Origin of the sequence: Mesoflavibacter sp. SCSIO 43206, from assembly GCF_019904215.1 — a bacterium.
GTDB lineage: Bacteria > Bacteroidota > Bacteroidia > Flavobacteriales > Flavobacteriaceae > Mesoflavibacter > Mesoflavibacter zeaxanthinifaciens.
In genome coordinates this window covers 301,136-320,410 of record NZ_CP063201.1, presented here as the reverse complement: position 1 = coordinate 320,410, position 19,275 = coordinate 301,136, and the positions used below count along the sequence as shown (strand labels likewise).

Genomic DNA, 19,275 nt, shown 5'->3' with positions numbered 1-19,275 from the left:
ACTACTATATTTGCACCCTCAAAACAAAATTTTTGTTTTGGAAAGATAACCATTTTCGGGGTGTAGCGTAGCCCGGTTATCGCGCCGCGTTTGGGACGCGGAGGTCGCAGGTTCGAATCCTGCCACCCCGACAAAAACTAAAGCCTGAATATAAATATTCAGGCTTTTTTTATTTTAATTTCCCCTTGATGTGTTTTAAAAAATAAAAAACAACATTAAAGCATCCATTAATTTTATGGATGATCTCAAATTAATTAATTACATTATTAAATTGTTGTAGTAAATAGTCATTTCTTCTTATATGACTAATTGATATAGATTATATTTATTCATAATTGAATTTATTGAAATACGATTTAAAAGATTTAAATCACTGGATGGAAAAGCAAGTATATCTTAATATAGGTAGCTTTTTGTTAGGTGTTGCAACTTTAGGAATTGATGCCACACCAATGGAAGGTATTGATGTAAAAGAATTAGATGAAGAATTTGGTTTAAGGGAAAAAGGTTACACAGCTTTAGTAGCTGTTTCTATAGGCTACAGAGCAGAATCTGACTTTAATTCTACAGATAAAACACCAAAATCTAGATTGCCAGAAAGTGAAATTTTCATTGAAATATAAATCATATTAAAACCATAGTGATGAAAAAAATTATAATGGTTGTTTTGTTGTTCTTAGCTATTGGAGTAAATGCTCAAACACCAACAACTGATTCTAGAAAATCTCAAAACGAAGTCGTTACTGCAGACAACGTAGAATGGGGATGTTTAAATCCATTGCGTGGCGATGTAAAATTAAAAACTTAAGCCCAAATTTTAGAGCTGTGGTTATTTCTGGTAAAGTAACTCATCAATTTTCTAAAAAAGATGACGTAAACGTTTTGGAACCAGGCTCTTATTTTGGTGCAGAAGAAAAAGCTTCACCACGTTTAGAAACTGATGTTGAAACAGTCATTTACATTCGTTCCAATGGTAAATTCAAAATAAAATAGAATCTATAGTTTAGTTTGATTGATTAATAGCAGAAAAAGCCACAAAATGTAAAACACATTCTGTGTGGCTTTTTTTTTTATAACACTATCAAATTAATATGATGTCAGAACGTCATAAAAACCAATCAGGCACATATTTTGACAACGATAAAGCAAGTTACAATAATGCGCATCATGATGCATACGATGAAGACAAAATAAAATTATTACTAACTTTAACAGAAAGCATAATTAGCAACTAAAGTTTAAAAGTCAACCAAAATAGCCAATGAAAAAAGTACTCATTCTTTTCGCACATCCCAAATTTGAAAAATCAAGAGTCAATGCAACACTCATAGACCGATTAAAAGATAAGGCGCACGTAACATTTCACGATTTGTATGAGCATTATCCTAACTTTCATATTAATGTGCAGCAAAAACAAGAGTTATTACTTCAACACGATATTGTTATTTGGCATCATCCGTTGTATTGGTACAGTAGTCCAGCCATTTTAAAGCAATGGAAAGATTTAGTTCTAGAATTTAATTGGGCATACGGTCCACACGGAAAAGTATTGCAAAATAAAACCGTTTTTAATGTTATTACTACTGGTGGATCTCGCGAAGTGTATTGTACAGAAGGCTATAATACCTACACCATTAATGAATTTTTAAGACCTTTTGAACAAACTGCTACATTGTGTGGTATGAATTATTTACCACCTTTTGCTGTTATGGGTACGCACCATTTATCTGAAGAAGATTTATTGGATTACGCCAACCAATACGAACAATTAATAGATTTATTGCAAGGTGATTTTAACACGACGCAACTATCCAATTGTTTTTTCTTAAACGATTTAGAAATTTTAACCGCGTAGCACATGTCTGGAAGTTTATTATTTGAAGCGATTGTTTTTCTTGCTGGTGCCATCATTTGTATATCAATAGCAAAGCGATTAGGATTAAGCTCAGTCATTGGTTATTTATTAGCTGGTGTTCTTATTGGTCCTTATGTGTTCGGTTTTATTGGTGAAGAAGGTGAAGATATTTTACACTTTGCAGAGTTTGGCGTTGTAGTAATGCTGTTTTTAATTGGTCTAGAAATTGAACCAAAAAATTTCTGGAACATGCGAAAATCCATTCTTGGTATGGGCGGCATACAAGTTGTATTAACTATTGGTTTAACCTATGTATTGTTCGCTTTTTTAGGATATGAATGGCAAGTAGCTTTAGCTATAGGTATGGCTGTAGCACTGTCATCTACAGCAATAGCGTTACAAACCATAAAGGAAAAAGGGTTAATGAAGACAACTTTTGGTTCAAGTTCGTTTTCCATCTTATTATTTCAAGATATCATCGTCATATTTATGATTGGTGCTTTACCGTTATTAAGTAATTCTTCGGAACATACGAGTAATGAAGCATCACATTCGGCATCAAGTTTAATTCAAAGTTTACCTTTAGGATTACAAACTTTAGCTATTATTTTATCGGTAGTCCTTATTGTTTTGGCTGGTCGTTTTATAGTGGTTCCAATGCTACGTAAAGTAGCACAAACAGGTGTAGAGAGTTGTTAATTGCAGCTGCGTTTTTAATTGTTTTCGGAATTTCATACTTAATGGAATTTGTAGGCTTAAGTCCTGCATTAGGTGCCTTTTTAGGTGGTGTGGTATTATCAACAAGTGAATTTAAACACGAGTTAGAAAGCACGCTAGAACCTTTTAAAAATCTACTACTCGGACTCTTTTTTATGGCGGTTGGCGCCTCTATTAATTTTGTAGTTATTGCGAACAGTCCCTTAACAATTGGTGGTATTTTATTGGCTATTATTGCTATAAAAGCATTGGTACTATTCATTACTGGGCGTATTTTCAAATTAAAACTCGATCAAAATGTGCTGTTAACTTTTAGTTTAGCTCAAGTAGGTGAGTTTGCATTTGTATTGTTATCGTTCGCCTTTCAGCTTAATATTTTAGAGCAAGAACAAATGGATATGATGCTAGTAATAACTGCAGTATCTATGTCGTTAACACCAATTTTAGCAGTGATCAATGAGCGGTTAATTCTTCCAAAAGTAGGTACTAAAGAATCTATAAAACGACCAATGGATCATATCGCTAAATCGCAAAAAGTAATATTAGTTGGTTTTGGACATTTTGGTAGTACGGTTGGCAGATTTTTGCGTTCTCATGGCGTAGAAGCCACCATTTTAGATTTCGATTCTAACCGTGTCGATTTCCTTCGTAAAATGGGATTTGAAGTATATTATGGTGATGCCACACGAGAAGATTTGTTAGAATCTGCAGGAATTGCCGAGGCTAAATTATTGATTTGCGCAACAAATAAAGTCTCTGTTGCTAAAGCTATTAGTAAAATTGTGAAAGAAAAATATCCTCATGTTGAGATGTTGGTGCGTACTAAAAACCGTTACGATGCTTACGAGTTATTAAACCATGATGTAATGAATATTTACCGTGAAACTTTAGATACATCTTTAGCGTTGGCGAGTGATGCACTTAATAAATTAGGGTTTAGAAAATATACTTTAAACCGTCAAGTGCAGAATTTTATTAAGTATGATGAAGCGAGTTTAAGGCGGTTAGCTTCTGAACCTAAGCGAGAAGAAGACTATGTGTTTATGGCGAGAAAAGAAATAGAACAGCAAGAAAAATTGCTTGAAGATGACTTTAAACGAGGCATTGTAGCCTACGATAATCATTGGGATAGCGAACATATTAGAAAGCAATTAGAAAAATCTAGTGAAGCGTAAACTTTTAAAATTTTTAAAACGAATGGTGTTAAGCATCGTAATAGTTGTTGCTGCAATCGCATTGGTTGTGGTGTTATTTGTACAATTTAGTCCTCAATTTGGAGGAAAACCATCTAAAGAAGCAATTGAAAGTTATAAAACTTCTAAAAATTATAAGGATGGTGTATTTAAAAACACCAAAGATGTTAAACTCGATATGAGTTTAAAAGATATGGGTAAGGCTTTAATGGGTTTTTTTAAAAGTCAGCCAAATACAAAACCAGAACACGATTTACCTTCAGTAAAAATCGATTCTTTAAATATTGCTAACTACAACGGTGATACACGCTTAGTTTGGTTTGGGCATTCAACATTTTTACTACAAACACAAGGTAAAACTATTTTAATAGACCCGATGTTAAGCAGTGTTCCTGCGCCACATCCAGCTTTAGGAAGTAAGCGTTTTTCTAAAGAATTACCGATTACTATAGAACAATTACCAAAAATTGATGCTGTATTAATTTCTCACGATCATTATGATCATCTAGATTACGAATCGATAAAGGCTTTAAAAGATAAAGTTGGTCATTTTTATATGCCACTTGGTGTTGGTGCGCATTTACTTGAATGGAAAGTTGATAAAAACAAAATTACAGAACTCGATTGGTGGGAAGAAATTACGTTTAACGATTTAAAATTTGTGTGTACACCAGCGCAACATTTTTCTGGTCGCGGATTATCCGATAGGGCAAAAACACTATGGTCGTCGTGGGTAATTCAATCTAAAAATGACAATATTTTCTTTAGTGGCGATAGTGGTTATGCCGATCATTTTAAAGAAATAGGCAAGAAGTACGGTCCGTTTGACTTCGCTATGATAGAATGTGGACAGTACAACGAAATGTGGCCAGACATACATATGTTTCCTGAAGAAACCGTTCAAGCAGGCTTGGATGTAAATGCGAAAAAAGTAATGCCAATACATTGGGGCGCATTTAAACTTGCAATGCATACTTGGACAGATCCTGTAGAGCGATTTATTACATCTGCACAACAATCAAAATTAAATTTTATTGTACCCAAAATTGGAGGTGTTATTTATACAAAAAACACTGATACGTCAGGAAATAAACTATTTTGGTTTCAAGTTAATCAATAGAGATTTGAGTATCTGTAGGCTTTGTAACAGAAATGAATTCAGTAAGTAAAAACAAAGCAACTATATGGCTTATTACTATAAGAGTTGTAAATATCTTATCATAATGTAAAAATTCATTAATCAAACTAAAAAACATTTGAAAGAAATAAGAAATACCTGCAATTAGTAAAATTAGTCCATTTTGGTATAATTGACTTAAATAAATAAGAGCTATAACTATAAAAAAAGCTGCAAAAAAAGACATTGTACAAAACGCAAAAAATACTTGGTTGTTGGGTAATGTTTCAATTAATAATCGAAGCACATAAAAAAACACATAAGCCACAAGCGCAACACTAATTAAAACAGAAGGCGTTAAAATTTTTTTTATTTTCTGCTCATGTAAATAGCGTTTTAAAACAGCTAGATTACATAATAAAAACAACCCATTTAAAAGGGTTATGTAGATAAAATTGGTTTTAAAATTAGAAAAAATCAATACATCAGCAATTATAACACAAACTAAACTTAGTGCATAAAGCATGTGTGTTTTAGTGTTTTTAACAGAAATATATTTAATTAATAAACATATAACTGTTAAGGGTAAAGTGTAAATTAAAGAGTCTTTTTCTTTAAATAGACTTAAAAAAATAGAGGCCATAAAACAAACTATTATAAATACATTTATAATAGATATTTTGTTTAATATCTTTTGATTTAAAAAGCTCAAGGTTTTATATGTTAATGAAAATAATTTTTCCTAAACAATTTATTAAAGTCTACATTCATGTAAGTTACTAATGTTATTTAAAATGATTAAGGTTTTCTTAAATAATTTTGCATAGAAACATTCTAAATTGCTATAAATTAAAGTGTTAAAACTTTTTTGTAATCTAATTAAAGTTAAAATGTAAGATCTCTTAATCCTGTTATAGTGTTTAGAATATGCAACTAAAATGATTATTTTTAACTAACTTCTAGAATAATTAATAAAATAACCTTTAAGCATATAATATTAAAAATACACCAAGTAAAATCCCAAAAAGAGGCACTAGTTTTTTTCGTTTATTTTGTTCTTTAAAAATGATGCCTCCTACCAAAACAGCAATCAAAATTTGGCTTCGTTTTATTGCAGAAAGAAGCATAATTAAGGCTTTTGGATCTTGTAGAGCTTTAAAATAAAAATAATCTGCAGCTTGAAGTAAAACACCTACAGCAATTATGCTCCACCTAAATTTAAAAGCAGCTCGTTTATGCTTATAAGGAAACCAAGTTATGCTTAAGATTAATATTAAAATAATAATGGTGTAAAAGCAAAACCAAAATTGTAATGTTTGTGGATTTAAATTTAAACTCTGAATTAAAAATTTATCATATAAACCGCTACTAGCACCTAAAAATGTGGCACCAATAATAGCGAAAATGTATTTATTTTTCTTAAAAACAATACCTTCCTTTTTCCCTATTTTAGAATAAAGAAGCACTGAAAAAATAATTAGAAAAAAGCCAATCCATTGATAAAGATTAGGTGCTTCTTTATATATAAAAATAGCACCAATAAATGTGAAAAAAGGACCAGCAGACCTAATTGGTGTGACAATAGTAATGGGTAAATGTTTTAAAGCTTGATAGGCTAGAAGCCATGATCCAGCCATTATTAAAGACTTTATTACTATAAACCCGTGTTGAGACCAAGATATATTTTGAAAATTATAGCCATGTTGCTGTGCATACTCTGGATAAAAAACAGATAATACATAGAAAGTGGCAATAAATATAAATCCGCTAGTTACCGTACCTAGTAATACAGGAAAAGATTCGTTACCGCGTACCGCATGTTTTTTACACAAGTTGTGTAAACCTAAAAAAAGTGCTGCTAAAAGCCCTAAATACATCCACATAATGGGCGCGAATATAAGTTTTTACAATGTTTAAACCTTTCTTAAAAAAGTTTTTTATCTTATACACTACAAAACACAAGGATATTCTTCGTATTTAAGAAATCTTCTGATGATTAGGATGGTAGATGTAATTATTTAATAGGCAATTTTATCTAAAAAGGTAAAAAAAAAATGCTAATATTGACTTAGTTATGATTGCAAACCATATTTGTTTTAAATTACAATATGATCCTGATCTTTAAATCTTTCATAAAGACTAGGGTAATTCGATTTAAATGTGTCCCTTATAAAATCTAATGGCACATCTTCAAAATGACCATAATCTTCAATGTAGGTCATAAATTTATGATTGTCTTTATTGTATTCTTGCAACACTGCATCTTCGGTACCATTAAAATCTAAAACATCTACATTGTAAATAGCACATAGTTCTTTATTAAACGCAGGCGAACATTTAACCCAGTTGCCATTATAAAATACATCTACCAAACCATGAGGTGCCAGCTCGTTAGTGCCAATCACTTTTTCTAAACGTTCTGTTGCAATGTGGTTAGATACTTTAGCTAAATGTAACCTTGCAGGAATATTGAAGGCGCGTAAACAAGCAATGTATAAAATGGCTTTATCAATACAATGTCCATCTGGTTTTTTTGCAATATTACTGGCTTTAAAATGCGCTTTTGTTAAACCAATATTAAAAGGTAAATAACGCCAACCATCTCTAACTTTTAGATACAATTGTTCTATAATATCTTGTTGAGAGCTTAAATGTTCGACGTCTTTTATAATATCTTTTATGACAGGACTGTCGTAATCGTAGTAATATGTTTTTTCGGTGTAATTCATATTACAAATTTATAACAATTCGCCTCTTACAGCATAATCCAAAAGTATGTTCTTTAGTTCACACGATGAATGTTATATTAAATAAGTGGAAACTAATTTTAAAAGGTTTAAGCCAATGGACTCAAGACAGCTATCAGGACATTGAATTTGAAGCGTGTAGAATAGTAACTTTATAATTTCTATTTTTGCAGCATGCAAGACAAATACCAACTCTTAAGGCAACACTTTGAAGAAATTGTAACACTTACTGATGAAGAGTGGAATTTTATTGCACCTCATTTTGAACATAAAAAACTTAAAAAACATCAGTTTTTAATACAAACAGGACAACCCGTAGATTGCGAATTTTGGATTATCAACGGACTTATAAAATCTTATGCTGTAGATGAAAAAGGTAGCGAGCACATTCTTCAGTTTGCTATGGAAGACTATTGGGTTAGCGACTATTATGCATTTCAGCATCAAATACCTGCCACAATTTTTGTAGATTGTATTGAAGATTCTGAATTTTTCTGTCTGTCTTTAGAAAGTCGTGAAACCATTTGTCAAAAAATTCCAGCTATGGCAAATTTCTTCCGAATAAAATCTAATTACGGATTTATCGGTTTGCAGCAACGTATCCTGTCTTTATTAACACAAACTGCCGAAGAACGTTACGACGCTTTATTATTTAAACTTCCAAAATTAGTACAGCGTGTACCTAAAAAACTGATTGCAGCCTATTTAGGTGTATCCAGAGAAACCTTAAGTCGTTTTAAAGGTTAAAAAAGTGATATACATCACATTTTTTTGTTGAGATACATCACTTTAAAATCGTGATATACATCCTCGCACAAGTAGTGCTTTTCATTGAATTTTGTACTAGAATTTTAAACCAAAAAACAAAACAATGAAAACAAGATTTTATTTCTCAGCAATCGCTTTGCTTTTTAGCATTGCCTTAATAGCACAAAACAAACAAGATAAACCAAGCGTATTAATGGTGCTTTCAAGTCATCAAGAATTAGGTGATACAGGTAAAGACACTGGTTATTATTTAAGTGAAGTTACTCATGCTTACGAGGTTTTTGAAGCTAATAATTATGAAATTACCTTAGTAAGTCCAGAAGGCGGCAATCCACCAGTAGATGGTTTCGATCTTAAAGATGAAGTGAATAATAAATATTGGAATGATTCAACATTTCAGAATAAACTTCAAAACACATTAAAAGTTTCAAAAGTAAAAGCTAAAGATTACGATGCCATTTATTATGCAGGTGGACATGGTACAATGTGGGATTTTCCAAACAATAAAAAGCTAGCAAAAATTGCTGCAAAAATTTATGAAAACGACGGTATTGTTGCAGCTGTTTGTCATGGTCCTTCGGCTTTAGTAAATATTAAATTATCTAACGGTAACTATTTAGTTGAAGGTAAAACGGTAAGCGTATTTACAAATGAAGAAGAAGCTAATGTAAAATTAGAAAACGTTGTGCCATTTTTATTAGAAGACAAACTTATTGAACGTGGAGCATCTGTAGATAAAGCAGCTATGTGGCAAGAAAAAGTAAGCGTAGATGAGCGTTTAGTAACAGGTCAAAATCCTGCTTCTGCAAAATTAGCAGCAGAAAAAATTGTAGAACTTTTAGAGGATAAACACTAAAAATGGAAACGCAAACAGCAACTCTAAAAACTAAATCTAAACGTAAAAGTTTACCAGCTGCATTATGGGCATTAACCATTAGTGCATTTGGTATAGGAACTACAGAGTTTGTTATTGTTGGCTTACTGCCAACAGTAGCAAACGATTTAAACACCTCAATATCCTCTGCAGGTTTATTAGTAAGCCTGTACGCTGTTGGTGTTGCAATTGGTGCACCAGTATTAACAGCTTTAACAAGTCAAATAGCAAGAAAACGACTGCTAATTGCTATAATGCTATTGTTTATAATTGGTAACGGATTAGCAGCTATTGCACCAAGTTTTATCTTACTAATTTTAGCAAGAATCTTAACAGGTTTTGCGCATGGTGTGTTTTTTTCAATAGGCTCAACAATTGCAGCTAGTTTAGTACCTGAAGATAAACGTGCTTCTGCCATTTCTATAATGTTTGCAGGTTTAACTGTAGCAATCGTTACTGGTGTACCATTAGGAACCTATATAGGGCAAAATTTTGGATGGCGTGCCACCTTTGTAGGTGTCGCTATCTTAGGAATTATTGGTGCGGTAGCAAGCTTCGTTTTGGTACCAGCGTCGATTAAAAGATCAAAACCACTTCGTATTGTAGATCAGTTAAAAGTACTTAAAAACCGTTCTATTTTATTGGTCCTTGCTATCACAGCTTTAGGTTATGGTGGTACTTTTGTAACCTTTACTTATTTAGCACCATTATTAGAAGAAGTTACTGGTTTTTCAGCAAATATGACGAGTATTTTATTACTAGTTTACGGTATTGCAATTGCATTAGGAAATGTAATAGGTGGTAAAGTATCTAATAAAAAACCAGGAAAAGCCTTAATGGTGATGTTTGCCTTACAAGCTATAGTATTATTTATACTTTATTTTACAGCATCTAGCCAAATATGGTCGGTTGTTACACTATTTTTTATGGGCATATTAGCCTTTTCTAATGTGCCAGCATTACAATTGTATGTGGTAAAAATGTCTGAAAAATATTTACCAGGAACCGAAGATGTTTCATCGGCTTTAAATATAGCAGCCTTTAATGTAGGTATTGCAATTGGTGCTTATGTTGGCGGACTTATTATTGAATCTTCACTTGGTGTTGGCGCAACACCTTGGGTAGGTAGTATATTAGTAATAGTCGGATTTTTAATCACTTTAATTTTATACAAAAAAGAAAAACTTTAAAACAATGAAAACCTTACAATTTAGAAATAACGACGAAATGCCAATCTTAGGTCTTGGTACCTTTAGATCAGAACCTAACGAAGTGTTCACATCTGTATACGAAGCTATTAAAATTGGATATAGACATATTGATTGCGCATCAGTATATGGCAACGAAAAAGAAGTAGGAAACGCTATCGCAGATGCCATTAAAGAAGGTATTGTTACACGTGAAGACTTATGGATTACTTCAAAATTATGGAGCGATTCTCACGGAAGAGAAAACGTTATTCCTGCGTTACAAAACACCTTAAACGATTTACAGTTAGAGTATTTAGATTTATACCTCATCCATTGGCCAGTTGCCTTTAAAAAGGGTGTCGAGTTTCCTAAAACAGCAGAAGAATTTATTCCGCTTGAAGACAAACCACTTACAGATACTTGGAAAGGTATGGAAGATGCTTTAGAACAAGGCTTAACTAAGCATATTGGGATGAGTAATTTCAACCAAAATGATTTAACAGACATTATTGATCATGCTAAACATTTACCAGAAATGCTTCAGGTAGAAGTGCATCCGTTTTTACAACAAAACGAACTGTTAGAATTCGCTAAAGCACATCGCATTCACATGACGGCTTATGCGCCAATTGGTTCTGGTGCAAATGATGATGACGATTTAAATCTGCTGAAAAACAAGACTATTAACGACATCGCAACCGCTAATAACATGACAGCAGCACAAGTACTTCTAGCTTGGGATATACAACGTGGTGTTTCGGTAATACCAAAATCGGTTAATCCAAAACGTCTTCAAGAAAACTTTGATACCATTCATTTTGAATTGAAAGAAGACGATATGAAACGTATTGAAACTTTAGATAAACATCATCGCTTTATAGATGGTACATTTTGGGAAGTTGAAAGCGGTCCGTATACCGCAGACAGTATCTGGAATGCTTAACAAAACAACATCAGGTAGCTGTATAGTTACCTGATGTTATTGAATTGAAAAAATTGCTATGAAATATGCCAAAACAGGTCTTGAAATTGACTCGTTTGATTATTGGCTAATTCCATCTGACCGCTAAAACAAATAAAATTGAACAGATGAAAAATTTTGATAAACTATATACACCAGGTAAAATGACGCTTGGTATTGAGTTTCCTTTAGATAACGATTGGTCTTTAGAAGGCGATAAAAAAAGAAAAGAAGACGGTAGACCATTTGGTGTGCCAGATATAAGCAAGCATTTACAGTACGTTAAACAAATTGATAAGGCTGGTTTTGCTGCAGTTTGGATTAGAGAAGTACCCGTTTACGATCCTAATTTTGGTGATGGCGCACAGTTGTTTGACACCTTGAGTTATTTAGGATATTTATCTGCCACAACTAAAAACGTGTTGTTAGGTACAGCTGCAATAGTTTCACCATTACATCAACCTATAAAACTAGCAAAAGCAACCGCTACGATAGAACATTTAAGTGATAGCAGGCTTATTTTAGGTTTAGGTTTGGGTGATAGACCTGTTGAGTTTCCTATGTATGGCATAGATTATCAAGAGCGACCAAAATTGTTTAGAGATCATCTTAATATTATGCAAGAGGCTTGGAAAACCAACAGCGATTTATCTACCATATATCCTTTTTTAAATAAAGGTGTTGCTGTGTACCCAAAGCCAAAACATCAAATTCCACTAGTCGTTGCAGGACATTCTGGACAAAGTCTCGAGTGGATTGCTAAAAATGCTAATGGTTGGTTTAATTATCCAAGAACACCAGAAGAAACCTATTTAAACCGTAAACGATGGTGCGAAGCATTGTACGATACAGATCAGGCTTGCAAACCTTATATTTCGGCATTTCATTTAAATCTATTACAAGATGATAATGCAACGTTTAAACCACATCGATTTGGTGGTGCAATTGGTATTAATCATTTAACCGAATTATTAAAAGCCTACGAAGAGGCAGGTGTAAACCACATGGCATTACATTTACGAAAATCAGATACACCTTTAGATGAGGCGATTTCAAAAATTGAAAAAGTTGTGCTTCCAGAATTTATACATTAATTTCATAGCGGTTTAAGAAAGTTCTTAAACCGTTTTTTAATTTTACTTATGGAATATAAAAGTCAAGCATCATCAATAGCTAATCAAAAAGCTACTATTACTGTAAAATCTTCATCTATAGATTTCGGTATAACCTCAGAAACTGATCTTTCTTTACCAAATCCGGCAGAATTATTTTTATCATCATTATCTGCTTGCATTTTAAAAAATGTAGAACGTTTTTCTCAGTTTATGCATTTTGAATATGAACGTGCAGAAATTGAAATTACAGCGACGCGCTTAGAAAAACCACCTCGAATGGATAATATTTTTTATGAGCTAAAAATTTACAGTAAAGATGATGATCTAAACTTAAATTTACTTAAAAAAAATATTGAAAAATTTGGCACTATTTACAATACAATAAAAGCTGTTTGTACTATAACAGGTAATATTAAGCAAATAAAATAATGCAGTTACAGTTCGTTCATCATATTGCCATTATCTGTTCAAATTACGAAATTTCAAAAGCATTTTATACAGACATTCTTGGTTTTAGCATAAAAAATGAAGTTTATCGTAAAGACCGAGATTCTTACAAGTTAGATTTAGCATTAAACAATCAATATATAATAGAGTTGTTTTCGTTTCCTAATCCGCCAAAACGTTTATCGAAACCAGAAGCGGCAGGACTACGTCATATTGCTTTTGGTGTAAACAATTTAGAGGAAAGTTTACAATACTTAGATTCCAAAAATATTACGCATGAAGATGTTAGAATAGATCCTTTTACCAACAAGAAATTTACGTTCTTTAATGATCCTGACAACTTACCTATTGAGCTGTATGAAATTTAACTTTATTAGTTTGTATTATAACAAACGTTCTGCAATTTCTAGCCAACTTGATACTCTGGTATATCCAGTATCGTTAATATTATGTGGTGAGTTAAATAATAATGTGTCACCATCAAATTTTTCTAAATTGTAAGTACGATCGTCTATTAGCAAATCACCTTTTAATATAAATTTATGACCACACATAATACGATGTTCCCATGTAATAAATGGCATATACTGGTCTAACCAATCGCTTTTTTCTTTTAATGAATTTGGAAACTGAGTGGCAGCAGTAGCGATATACACTTCGTGCTTGTTATATAACGCTTCCATAACTTGGATAGCATCTTTTATAGGCTCTAAATCTCTAAAAAATCCTTCTTGGTAAGCGTGTTGTAAAATACTTTTTTGATGCATTTCTGGCACGTTGTGCCATACTTCGCCAGATTTAATATGAGCAAGAGAAAGCTCTTGTTTGTGTTCTTTATTGTATAGTTCTATGTGCTTACCGTAAGTATCGACAAGTACATCATCCATGTCTACAAAAATTGTCATAGTTTCAATATTTTTTACAAAGCAACAAAGGTTAAGAAAGACTAACAAATAACTACGCAATATTTAATTAAGTCTTAACAGTCTAGTACTGTTTTGTAAATATTTGCAATAATTAATAAAAAAAACAGAGATTTAAAGTCATTTTAAATCTCTGTTTCGCTATATAATCAAACTTTTTAATGTTTTAATTTAGTATGCCATAGTTACTATTTTTTTGGCATCTGCTGGTAATAATTCTTGTTTTTCACCAAGTTTCCAGCCACGATCTTCAAAACGTTTTTCTATTTCTTCAGCAGTACCTTCATACTTATCTGTGTAATCAGATAATTTAGTATCTATACCTAATTGATGGAAAAACGCTTCCGTTTTTTCAATAGCAGCATAAGCTTTATCATCAATACTTCCTTCAGTTACATTCCAAACGCGTTCTGCGTATTGAGCTAATTTTTCTTTCTTAGCTTCAAAATTATATTTGTAATGGCTAGGTGTAATTACTGCTAATGTTCTGGCGTGATCAATACCAAATAAAGCAGTTAATTCGTGACCCATCATATGGATAGCCCAATCTGTAGGAACGCCTTGTTGAATAAGTCCGTTTAACGCCATAGTACAACTCCACATAAAATTAGAAGCCGCTTTAAAATCTGTTGGGTCTTCTAATACTTTTGGTGCAACGTCTACTAAGGTTTGCATAATACTTTCGGCAAATCTATCTTGTAATAACGCACCAATAGGGTAGGTCATGTATTGTTCTAATACGTGTGTAAAGGCATCTGTTATTCCGTTTGCCAATTGACGTTGTGGAATAGAAGTAATTACCGAAGGATCTAAAATTGAAAACTGCGGAAATAAACCAGGTCCACCCATAGCTAATTTTTCTTTAGTTTCTTCTCTGGTAATAACTGCACCAGAATTCATTTCAGATCCTGTAGCAGGTAAGGTTAATACAGTACCAAATGGCATACCGTTTTCTGTACGTACTTTGTTTATTAAGATATCCCAAGGTGTGTCACCGTCGAAAACTGCTGCAGCAGATAAAAATTTTGTTCCATCAATTACAGAACCGCCACCAACTGCTAATAAATAGGTGATGTTTTCTTCTTTAATGATTTTTAAAGCATTCATTAAAATATCGTATTCTGGATTTGCAGGAATACCACCAAACTCGGTAACATCTACATTAGCTAAAGCGGTTTTTACTTTATCATAAATACCATTCTTTTTAATACTACCGCCACCATAAAGCATTAATACTTTGGCACCTTCTGGTATTTGATTTTTTAGTTTTTCTATTGAATCCTTTCCAAAAATGATTTTGGTAGGATTTTTAAATTCAAAATTGTTCATTTTCTTTCTCTTTTTTTAATTAGTCAATTACGGTTACTAAATCTTCCATAGGTTTTCTAACCTTTACAAGATTTACCAACCAGTCATTTTCTTCTTCTCTATAACCAAGCGGTAACAATACTGTACTACGTAAGCCTTTTTCGCGTAAGCCTAAAATTTTATCTACAGCTTTTGGGTCAAAACCTTCAATTGGTGTAGCATCTACACCTTCAAAAGCAGCAGCTGTAATAGCTTGAGAAAATGCAATGTAGGCTTGTTTTGCCGCGTGATTAAAGTTTTCTTCTTCGTCCTTTTGCGGATATGCGTTAAGTAACGTTTGACGGTAATTTTCCCAACCTTCATTTTTAAAACCACGAATATCGTTGGTTAAATCGAACATGTAATTTATGCGATCTGCAGTGTACGTGTCCCAAGCAGCAAAAACGAGTAGGTGAGAACACTCTGTAATAACTCTTTGGTTCCAAGCTATTGCTTTAATTTGTTCTTTAATGTCTTGGTTTTTTACCACAAAAATTTCGAAAGGTTGCAAACCACTAGACGTTGGTGCTAATCGTGCAGCTTCTAAAATACGTTCTACTTTTTCTTCTGGTACGGCTTTACCGTTCATAGCCTTAGCGGCATATCTCCAATTTAATTTATCTAATAATTCCATAGGTTATTTTTATTTTTTTATACTGTTCCAAGCTGCTTCAAAAGCATTTTTTATTAGTGTATCATCTAAAGTAATTGCGCCACGTTTTTGAGCTAACATTAAAAAAGCTAACGGGTTTATAGCGTAGGCATATAAAATATAGTCTGTATATGGTTTTATAATACCTTTGGCTTTACCTTTTGCCCATAAATCTAATAGTGGTTGTAAATGTTTAATGCCTTCTTGTCTGCTAGCTTCATCTATCATAGGTGTATTATCACATTGAGCTAAAAACAAAGCGTGTTCGCATTGCTTAAGCTTAAAATCTGCAATACGATTCCAGATGTATTGAAACGCTTCTTTTATAGGAGCATTGGCATTATAACCGTTAAACGCATATTTGGTGTATTCACTTTTTACTTCTATATAGGTTTGATTTACTAAATCTTGTTTGTTTTCAAAATACAAATAGATCGTTGCTGGCGATACATTAGCCATTTTAGCAATCTTACTCATAGGTGTAGCGTGGAAACCATTGTTGTTTACCAAATCAATAGTTGCCTTAATTAAAGCGTTACGTTTGTCTATACTTTTTTGAAGTTTTGCCATTACTTTTAATTCTACAATGCAAAGCTATTTAAAAAATAAATGAACGTTTATTTATTTAACAAAGGTTTAATTATTCATAACCTAAAATACTATAATATTTAAACCTCTTCCTGAAATGTAAACTTTTGATACATTGATATTAGTTTTTTATAAATTTATAGATATAACGTTGCTGAAAAAAAACTATTAATGTATCATATTACATACCAGAATTAGGGTATACTACAGATACTGTTAACGGAATAGATTATTTAAGAAAACATACCAACGGGTACATTTTTTATAATAGTATGCACGTGTTTTTTTGATTATGTAAAATGAATAAAAACTACAAATGTAGCATAACAGTTTTAAGCAGTCGCTTTACTTTTTAATATAAACAGTTTTTTTGTTGACAAATTCTAAAATTCCTTCTTTAGATAATTCTCTTCCATATCCAGAAGCTTTTGTGCCACCAAAAGGTAATCTAGGATCAGATTTTACCATATCATTAATAAACAAAGCACCATCAGGTATATCTCCTATGTAATTATAAATATTATCTGTGTTTTCAGTAAAAATCATAGTACCTAAACCAAATCTAGAGTTTGTAGCTAACTTAATTGCATGTTCGTTATCTTTTGCTTTGATTACAGCAGCAACAGGACCAAAGGTTTCTTCTTTAAAAACAGGCATATCTTCAGTCACATCGGTAATAATGGTAGGTTCATAATAAGCTTTATTTCTTTTATTGCCTAAAATTATTTTTGCACCCAAGTCTATAGATTTATTAACTTGTTGTTCTAACTCTTCAGCTAAATCTTCTCTAGCCATAACACCAATAAAAGTGTCTGAATCTTCAGGATTACCAGCTTTTAGCTTAGAAACTTTTTCTTTAAAGCGAGTTAAAAACTGATCATAAATTTTTTCAGATATAATGAATCGTTTGGCAGCAATACAGCTTTGACCAGTATTTTGCATTCTAGCCTTAACCATAGTATCTATGTGTTTATCTAAATTAGCATCGTCAAAAACCACACAAGCATTATTTCCTCCTAGTTCTAAAACTGTTTTTTTAAGATTTTTTCCTGCTGTAGCAGCTATGCTTTTTCCAGCAGGTTCGCTTCCTGTAAGTGTAACAGCCTTAACAATATCGTTTTCAATAATATCTTCAATTTGATCGTGGTTAACTAACAACGTTTGAAAACAACCTTTTGGGTAACCAGCTTCTTCAAATAAATCTTGAATTGCTAATGCTGTACTAGTTACATTAGAAGCATGTTTAAGCAAGCCAACGTTACCAGCTGTAAGTGAAGGTACAGCAAAACGCATTACTTGCCAAAATGGGTAATTCCAAGGCATTACAGCAAGAACTACACCTAAAGGATCATAACTAATAAAACTTTCTTGAGCGTCTGTTTCAATAATACTATCTGCAAGAAAATCTTCTGCATTAGTAATATAAAAATCGCAAAGCCAAACACATTTTTCTATTTCTGCAATGCTTTGAGAAATTGGTTTACCCATTTCTTCAGTCATAAGTTTTGCATAAGTTTCTTTTTTATCTTCTAATATGTTTGCTAAGTTTTGTAAAAGGTTTGTACGCTCTTTTATTTCTTTAGTTTTCCAGTTCTCAAAAGTGTTTTGTGCATTATTAAGAATTATTTTTAACTCATTATCTGTATGATAATTGTAAGTTTTAAGTTCTTTTTGATTGTAAGGATTTGATGTTATAATTGAGTTTTTCATAGTAAATTTTATTTATGTTAAAATTATGAATTATTCGTAAAAAATTTTTTGGTAAAATGTGTTTTAACAAACTTTTATCAATTTATTTAAATTTTAATTAAGAATATTTCAATAAATACTTATTAATTTTGAGATGAGGCGTTAATGATACGTTTCACTTCAAATTAATATTAACAATCAAAAAAAATTATTATGAGTAACAACACAAATTCAGCATTAGGATTATTATTAGGAGGAGCAATTGGAGCAACTTTAGGAATCTTATTTGCACCAGATAAAGGAAGTAATACAAGAAGAAAATTAAGAGACGAAGCTATAGCCACTAAAGAGAATCTTGCTACTAGTGCAATGGATCTAAAAGATCAAGTGGCTAATACTTTAACAACAAAAAAAGCAACTTTAGATGCACAATTAGAAAGTGTGGTTTCTGATGCAAGTTACAAAGCAGATGATGTTATTGCTACCTTAGAAAAGAAGCTTAAAGATTTAAAAGAAAGAAATAAAAAATTACAGAAATAAAATGTCTGTATTCGAACAAATCAACCAAACCTCAAGTCAAGCGGTAGATAAAGGTGAAGAGTTTTTAAAAAAATCTCACGAGTACTACAGACTTAAAATTTTCCAACAACTTACATCTTCTGTAAGCTTGTTGGTAAAAGCTGTAGTAGTTGGTGCTTTTGTCTTAGTTGGACTTTTGTTTTTAGCAATATCTGCAGCAATCGGTATAGGTAAAGCTTTAGATAGCGTATCATTAGGTTATCTAATAGTAGGTGCAATATTTATACTTATTTCTGTATTGTTTTATATGTTTAGAAGTAAGATAAATAACAAAGTCATTGCATCACTTTCAAAAACCTTTTTTGATTAATGAAAACACGATATAAAACACAAGAAGATATAAAAAGGGACTTGCATAGATTACAATTAGAAAAGCAAATTGCTTGGGAAGAACTTAAGGTTGTCAAAAACGACTTTAAAGATACTTTACAGCCTTACACTTGGGTGCAAACAGGTTTTAAAATGGCATCCAAAGTAGGAATAATGATGTTAATTAAAAAAATTATAAAATAA

Annotated in this window: 26 protein-coding genes and 1 tRNA gene; 19 read left to right on the top strand and 8 right to left on the bottom strand. The window is 32.0% G+C overall.

Annotated elements, in window-relative coordinates; genetic code table 11:
• Positions 1-56: 56 nt before the first annotated feature.
• The 9 genes from INR78_RS01675 (at position 57) to INR78_RS01640 (ending at position 4,885) form a co-directional block, all read left to right on the top strand.
• Positions 57-131 (top strand) — tRNA-Pro (locus tag INR78_RS01675).
• A 213-nt stretch (positions 132-344) separates the two neighbouring features.
• Positions 345-623 (top strand): nitroreductase family protein, encoded by a 279-nt coding sequence (locus INR78_RS01670; protein WP_255593101.1) that lies wholly within the window; start codon positions 345-347, stop codon positions 621-623.
• 20 nt (positions 624-643) lie between these two features.
• Entirely contained in the window at positions 644-808 is a 165-nt protein-coding gene (locus INR78_RS01665; protein WP_181256090.1) for a hypothetical protein, read from the top strand.
• Positions 766-993, top strand: a complete 228-nt coding sequence (locus INR78_RS01660) for a DUF4437 domain-containing protein (protein ID WP_255593100.1) — start codon at positions 766-768, stop codon at positions 991-993. The genes INR78_RS01665 and INR78_RS01660 overlap by 43 nt, the downstream gene beginning before the upstream one ends.
• Positions 994-1,094: 101 nt before the next feature.
• Positions 1,095-1,235 (top strand): hypothetical protein, encoded by a 141-nt coding sequence (locus INR78_RS01655; RefSeq protein WP_223077212.1) that lies wholly within the window; start codon positions 1,095-1,097, stop codon positions 1,233-1,235.
• A 26-nt stretch (positions 1,236-1,261) separates the two neighbouring features.
• A complete protein-coding gene (locus INR78_RS01650) occupies positions 1,262-1,855 on the top strand; it encodes an NAD(P)H-dependent oxidoreductase (protein WP_223077211.1) in 594 nt (197 codons plus the stop codon).
• A gap of 3 nt (positions 1,856-1,858) precedes the next feature.
• Positions 1,859-2,554: a cation:proton antiporter gene (locus INR78_RS13700; RefSeq protein WP_370632485.1), complete on the top strand. Its 696-nt coding sequence runs from the start codon at positions 1,859-1,861 to the stop codon at positions 2,552-2,554.
• 41 nt (positions 2,555-2,595) lie between these two features.
• A complete protein-coding gene (locus INR78_RS13695) occupies positions 2,596-3,747 on the top strand; it encodes a cation:proton antiporter (protein ID WP_370632484.1) in 1,152 nt (383 codons plus the stop codon).
• Positions 3,748-3,769: 22 nt separating this feature from the next.
• Positions 3,770-4,885 carry an MBL fold metallo-hydrolase gene (locus INR78_RS01640; protein ID WP_223077210.1) on the top strand — a complete coding sequence of 372 codons (1,116 nt, stop codon included), beginning with the start codon at positions 3,770-3,772 and terminating at the stop codon, positions 4,883-4,885.
• Here INR78_RS01640 and INR78_RS01635 read toward each other — a convergent pair.
• The 3 genes from INR78_RS01635 to INR78_RS01625 form a co-directional block, all read right to left on the bottom strand.
• Positions 4,875-5,525 (bottom strand): hypothetical protein, encoded by a 651-nt coding sequence (locus INR78_RS01635; protein WP_106676110.1) that lies wholly within the window; start codon positions 5,523-5,525, stop codon positions 4,875-4,877. The two genes, INR78_RS01640 and INR78_RS01635, sit on opposite strands and share 11 nt — an antisense overlap.
• Before the next feature lie 340 nt (positions 5,526-5,865).
• Entirely contained in the window at positions 5,866-6,765 is a 900-nt protein-coding gene (locus INR78_RS01630; RefSeq protein ID WP_223077209.1) for a DMT family transporter, read from the bottom strand.
• Between the two features lie 213 nt (positions 6,766-6,978).
• Entirely contained in the window at positions 6,979-7,611 is a 633-nt protein-coding gene (locus tag INR78_RS01625) for a transglutaminase family protein (RefSeq protein WP_223077208.1), read from the bottom strand.
• Between the two features lie 192 nt (positions 7,612-7,803).
• Here INR78_RS01625 and INR78_RS01620 point away from each other — a divergent pair, with 192 nt between their 5' ends.
• From INR78_RS01620 to INR78_RS01590, 7 genes are all read left to right on the top strand, one after another.
• Complete coding sequence (locus INR78_RS01620) at positions 7,804-8,376, top strand: Crp/Fnr family transcriptional regulator (protein WP_106676121.1); 573 nt, start codon at positions 7,804-7,806, stop codon at positions 8,374-8,376.
• A gap of 124 nt (positions 8,377-8,500) precedes the next feature.
• Complete coding sequence (locus tag INR78_RS01615) at positions 8,501-9,253, top strand: type 1 glutamine amidotransferase domain-containing protein (protein WP_223077207.1); 753 nt, start codon at positions 8,501-8,503, stop codon at positions 9,251-9,253.
• 2 nt (positions 9,254-9,255) lie between these two features.
• The gene (locus tag INR78_RS01610) at positions 9,256-10,461 is read left to right on the top strand and encodes an MFS transporter (RefSeq protein ID WP_223077206.1); all 1,206 of its coding nucleotides are present in this window, start codon (positions 9,256-9,258) and stop codon (positions 10,459-10,461) included.
• 4 nt (positions 10,462-10,465) lie between these two features.
• Positions 10,466-11,404, top strand: coding sequence for an aldo/keto reductase (locus INR78_RS01605; RefSeq protein WP_223077205.1), 939 nt, complete (start codon positions 10,466-10,468; stop codon positions 11,402-11,404).
• A gap of 146 nt (positions 11,405-11,550) precedes the next feature.
• Positions 11,551-12,516, top strand: a complete 966-nt coding sequence (locus INR78_RS01600; RefSeq protein WP_223077204.1) for a TIGR03571 family LLM class oxidoreductase — start codon at positions 11,551-11,553, stop codon at positions 12,514-12,516.
• Positions 12,517-12,564: 48 nt separating this feature from the next.
• A complete protein-coding gene (locus tag INR78_RS01595; protein WP_223077203.1) occupies positions 12,565-12,966 on the top strand; it encodes an OsmC family protein in 402 nt (133 codons plus the stop codon).
• A complete protein-coding gene (locus INR78_RS01590; RefSeq protein ID WP_370632483.1) occupies positions 12,966-13,352 on the top strand; it encodes a VOC family protein in 387 nt (128 codons plus the stop codon). The genes INR78_RS01595 and INR78_RS01590 overlap by 1 nt, the downstream gene beginning before the upstream one ends.
• Positions 13,353-13,367: 15 nt before the next feature.
• On the opposite strand, the gene INR78_RS01585 is transcribed toward INR78_RS01590, so the two are convergent.
• From INR78_RS01585 to INR78_RS01565, 5 genes are all read right to left on the bottom strand, one after another.
• Positions 13,368-13,889: a 5'(3')-deoxyribonucleotidase gene (locus tag INR78_RS01585; RefSeq protein WP_223077202.1), complete on the bottom strand. Its 522-nt coding sequence runs from the start codon at positions 13,887-13,889 to the stop codon at positions 13,368-13,370.
• Between the two features lie 189 nt (positions 13,890-14,078).
• Positions 14,079-15,236 carry an iron-containing alcohol dehydrogenase gene (locus INR78_RS01580; RefSeq protein ID WP_223077201.1) on the bottom strand — a complete coding sequence of 386 codons (1,158 nt, stop codon included), beginning with the start codon at positions 15,234-15,236 and terminating at the stop codon, positions 14,079-14,081.
• 19 nt (positions 15,237-15,255) lie between these two features.
• Positions 15,256-15,888: an NAD(P)H-dependent oxidoreductase gene (locus INR78_RS01575; protein ID WP_223077200.1), complete on the bottom strand. Its 633-nt coding sequence runs from the start codon at positions 15,886-15,888 to the stop codon at positions 15,256-15,258.
• Positions 15,889-15,897: 9 nt separating this feature from the next.
• Entirely contained in the window at positions 15,898-16,476 is a 579-nt protein-coding gene (locus INR78_RS01570) for a TetR/AcrR family transcriptional regulator (RefSeq protein WP_223077199.1), read from the bottom strand.
• A 363-nt stretch (positions 16,477-16,839) separates the two neighbouring features.
• On the bottom strand, positions 16,840-18,204 hold the full coding sequence (locus tag INR78_RS01565; protein ID WP_223077198.1) for an NAD-dependent succinate-semialdehyde dehydrogenase: 1,365 nt from the start codon (positions 18,202-18,204) through the stop codon (positions 16,840-16,842).
• Between the two features lie 192 nt (positions 18,205-18,396).
• Between INR78_RS01565 and INR78_RS01560 the strand changes: the two genes are divergently transcribed.
• From INR78_RS01560 to INR78_RS01550, 3 genes are read left to right on the top strand one after another with little or no spacing between them, the layout of a single operon-like run.
• Positions 18,397-18,723 (top strand): YtxH domain-containing protein, encoded by a 327-nt coding sequence (locus INR78_RS01560; protein WP_223077197.1) that lies wholly within the window; start codon positions 18,397-18,399, stop codon positions 18,721-18,723.
• Position 18,724: 1 nt separating this feature from the next.
• Complete coding sequence (locus tag INR78_RS01555) at positions 18,725-19,072, top strand: hypothetical protein (protein WP_223077196.1); 348 nt, start codon at positions 18,725-18,727, stop codon at positions 19,070-19,072.
• Positions 19,072-19,275 (top strand): hypothetical protein, encoded by a 204-nt coding sequence (locus INR78_RS01550; protein ID WP_223077195.1) that lies wholly within the window; start codon positions 19,072-19,074, stop codon positions 19,273-19,275. Before INR78_RS01555 ends, INR78_RS01550 begins: the two co-directional genes overlap by 1 nt.

Coding starts and splice junctions, on each gene's coding strand:
- INR78_RS01665 (WP_181256090.1), top strand. CDS start 644: ATGAAAAAAATTATAATGGTTGTTTTGTTGTTCTTAGCTATTGGAGTA.
- INR78_RS01660 (WP_255593100.1), top strand. CDS start 766: ATGTTTAAATCCATTGCGTGGCGATGTAAAATTAAAAACTTAAGCCCA.
- INR78_RS01655 (WP_223077212.1), top strand. CDS start 1,095: ATGTCAGAACGTCATAAAAACCAATCAGGCACATATTTTGACAACGAT.
- INR78_RS01650 (WP_223077211.1), top strand. CDS start 1,262: ATGAAAAAAGTACTCATTCTTTTCGCACATCCCAAATTTGAAAAATCA.
- INR78_RS13700 (WP_370632485.1), top strand. CDS start 1,859: ATGTCTGGAAGTTTATTATTTGAAGCGATTGTTTTTCTTGCTGGTGCC.
- INR78_RS13695 (WP_370632484.1), top strand. CDS start 2,596: ATGGAATTTGTAGGCTTAAGTCCTGCATTAGGTGCCTTTTTAGGTGGT.
- INR78_RS01640 (WP_223077210.1), top strand. CDS start 3,770: ATGGTGTTAAGCATCGTAATAGTTGTTGCTGCAATCGCATTGGTTGTG.
- INR78_RS01635 (WP_106676110.1), bottom strand. CDS start 5,525: ATGGCCTCTATTTTTTTAAGTCTATTTAAAGAAAAAGACTCTTTAATT.
- INR78_RS01630 (WP_223077209.1), bottom strand. CDS start 6,765: ATGTGGATGTATTTAGGGCTTTTAGCAGCACTTTTTTTAGGTTTACAC.
- INR78_RS01625 (WP_223077208.1), bottom strand. CDS start 7,611: ATGAATTACACCGAAAAAACATATTACTACGATTACGACAGTCCTGTC.
- INR78_RS01620 (WP_106676121.1), top strand. CDS start 7,804: ATGCAAGACAAATACCAACTCTTAAGGCAACACTTTGAAGAAATTGTA.
- INR78_RS01615 (WP_223077207.1), top strand. CDS start 8,501: ATGAAAACAAGATTTTATTTCTCAGCAATCGCTTTGCTTTTTAGCATT.
- INR78_RS01610 (WP_223077206.1), top strand. CDS start 9,256: ATGGAAACGCAAACAGCAACTCTAAAAACTAAATCTAAACGTAAAAGT.
- INR78_RS01605 (WP_223077205.1), top strand. CDS start 10,466: ATGAAAACCTTACAATTTAGAAATAACGACGAAATGCCAATCTTAGGT.
- INR78_RS01600 (WP_223077204.1), top strand. CDS start 11,551: ATGAAAAATTTTGATAAACTATATACACCAGGTAAAATGACGCTTGGT.
- INR78_RS01595 (WP_223077203.1), top strand. CDS start 12,565: ATGGAATATAAAAGTCAAGCATCATCAATAGCTAATCAAAAAGCTACT.
- INR78_RS01590 (WP_370632483.1), top strand. CDS start 12,966: ATGCAGTTACAGTTCGTTCATCATATTGCCATTATCTGTTCAAATTAC.
- INR78_RS01585 (WP_223077202.1), bottom strand. CDS start 13,889: ATGACAATTTTTGTAGACATGGATGATGTACTTGTCGATACTTACGGT.
- INR78_RS01580 (WP_223077201.1), bottom strand. CDS start 15,236: ATGAACAATTTTGAATTTAAAAATCCTACCAAAATCATTTTTGGAAAG.
- INR78_RS01575 (WP_223077200.1), bottom strand. CDS start 15,888: ATGGAATTATTAGATAAATTAAATTGGAGATATGCCGCTAAGGCTATG.
- INR78_RS01570 (WP_223077199.1), bottom strand. CDS start 16,476: ATGGCAAAACTTCAAAAAAGTATAGACAAACGTAACGCTTTAATTAAG.
- INR78_RS01565 (WP_223077198.1), bottom strand. CDS start 18,204: ATGAAAAACTCAATTATAACATCAAATCCTTACAATCAAAAAGAACTT.
- INR78_RS01560 (WP_223077197.1), top strand. CDS start 18,397: ATGAGTAACAACACAAATTCAGCATTAGGATTATTATTAGGAGGAGCA.
- INR78_RS01555 (WP_223077196.1), top strand. CDS start 18,725: ATGTCTGTATTCGAACAAATCAACCAAACCTCAAGTCAAGCGGTAGAT.
- INR78_RS01550 (WP_223077195.1), top strand. CDS start 19,072: ATGAAAACACGATATAAAACACAAGAAGATATAAAAAGGGACTTGCAT.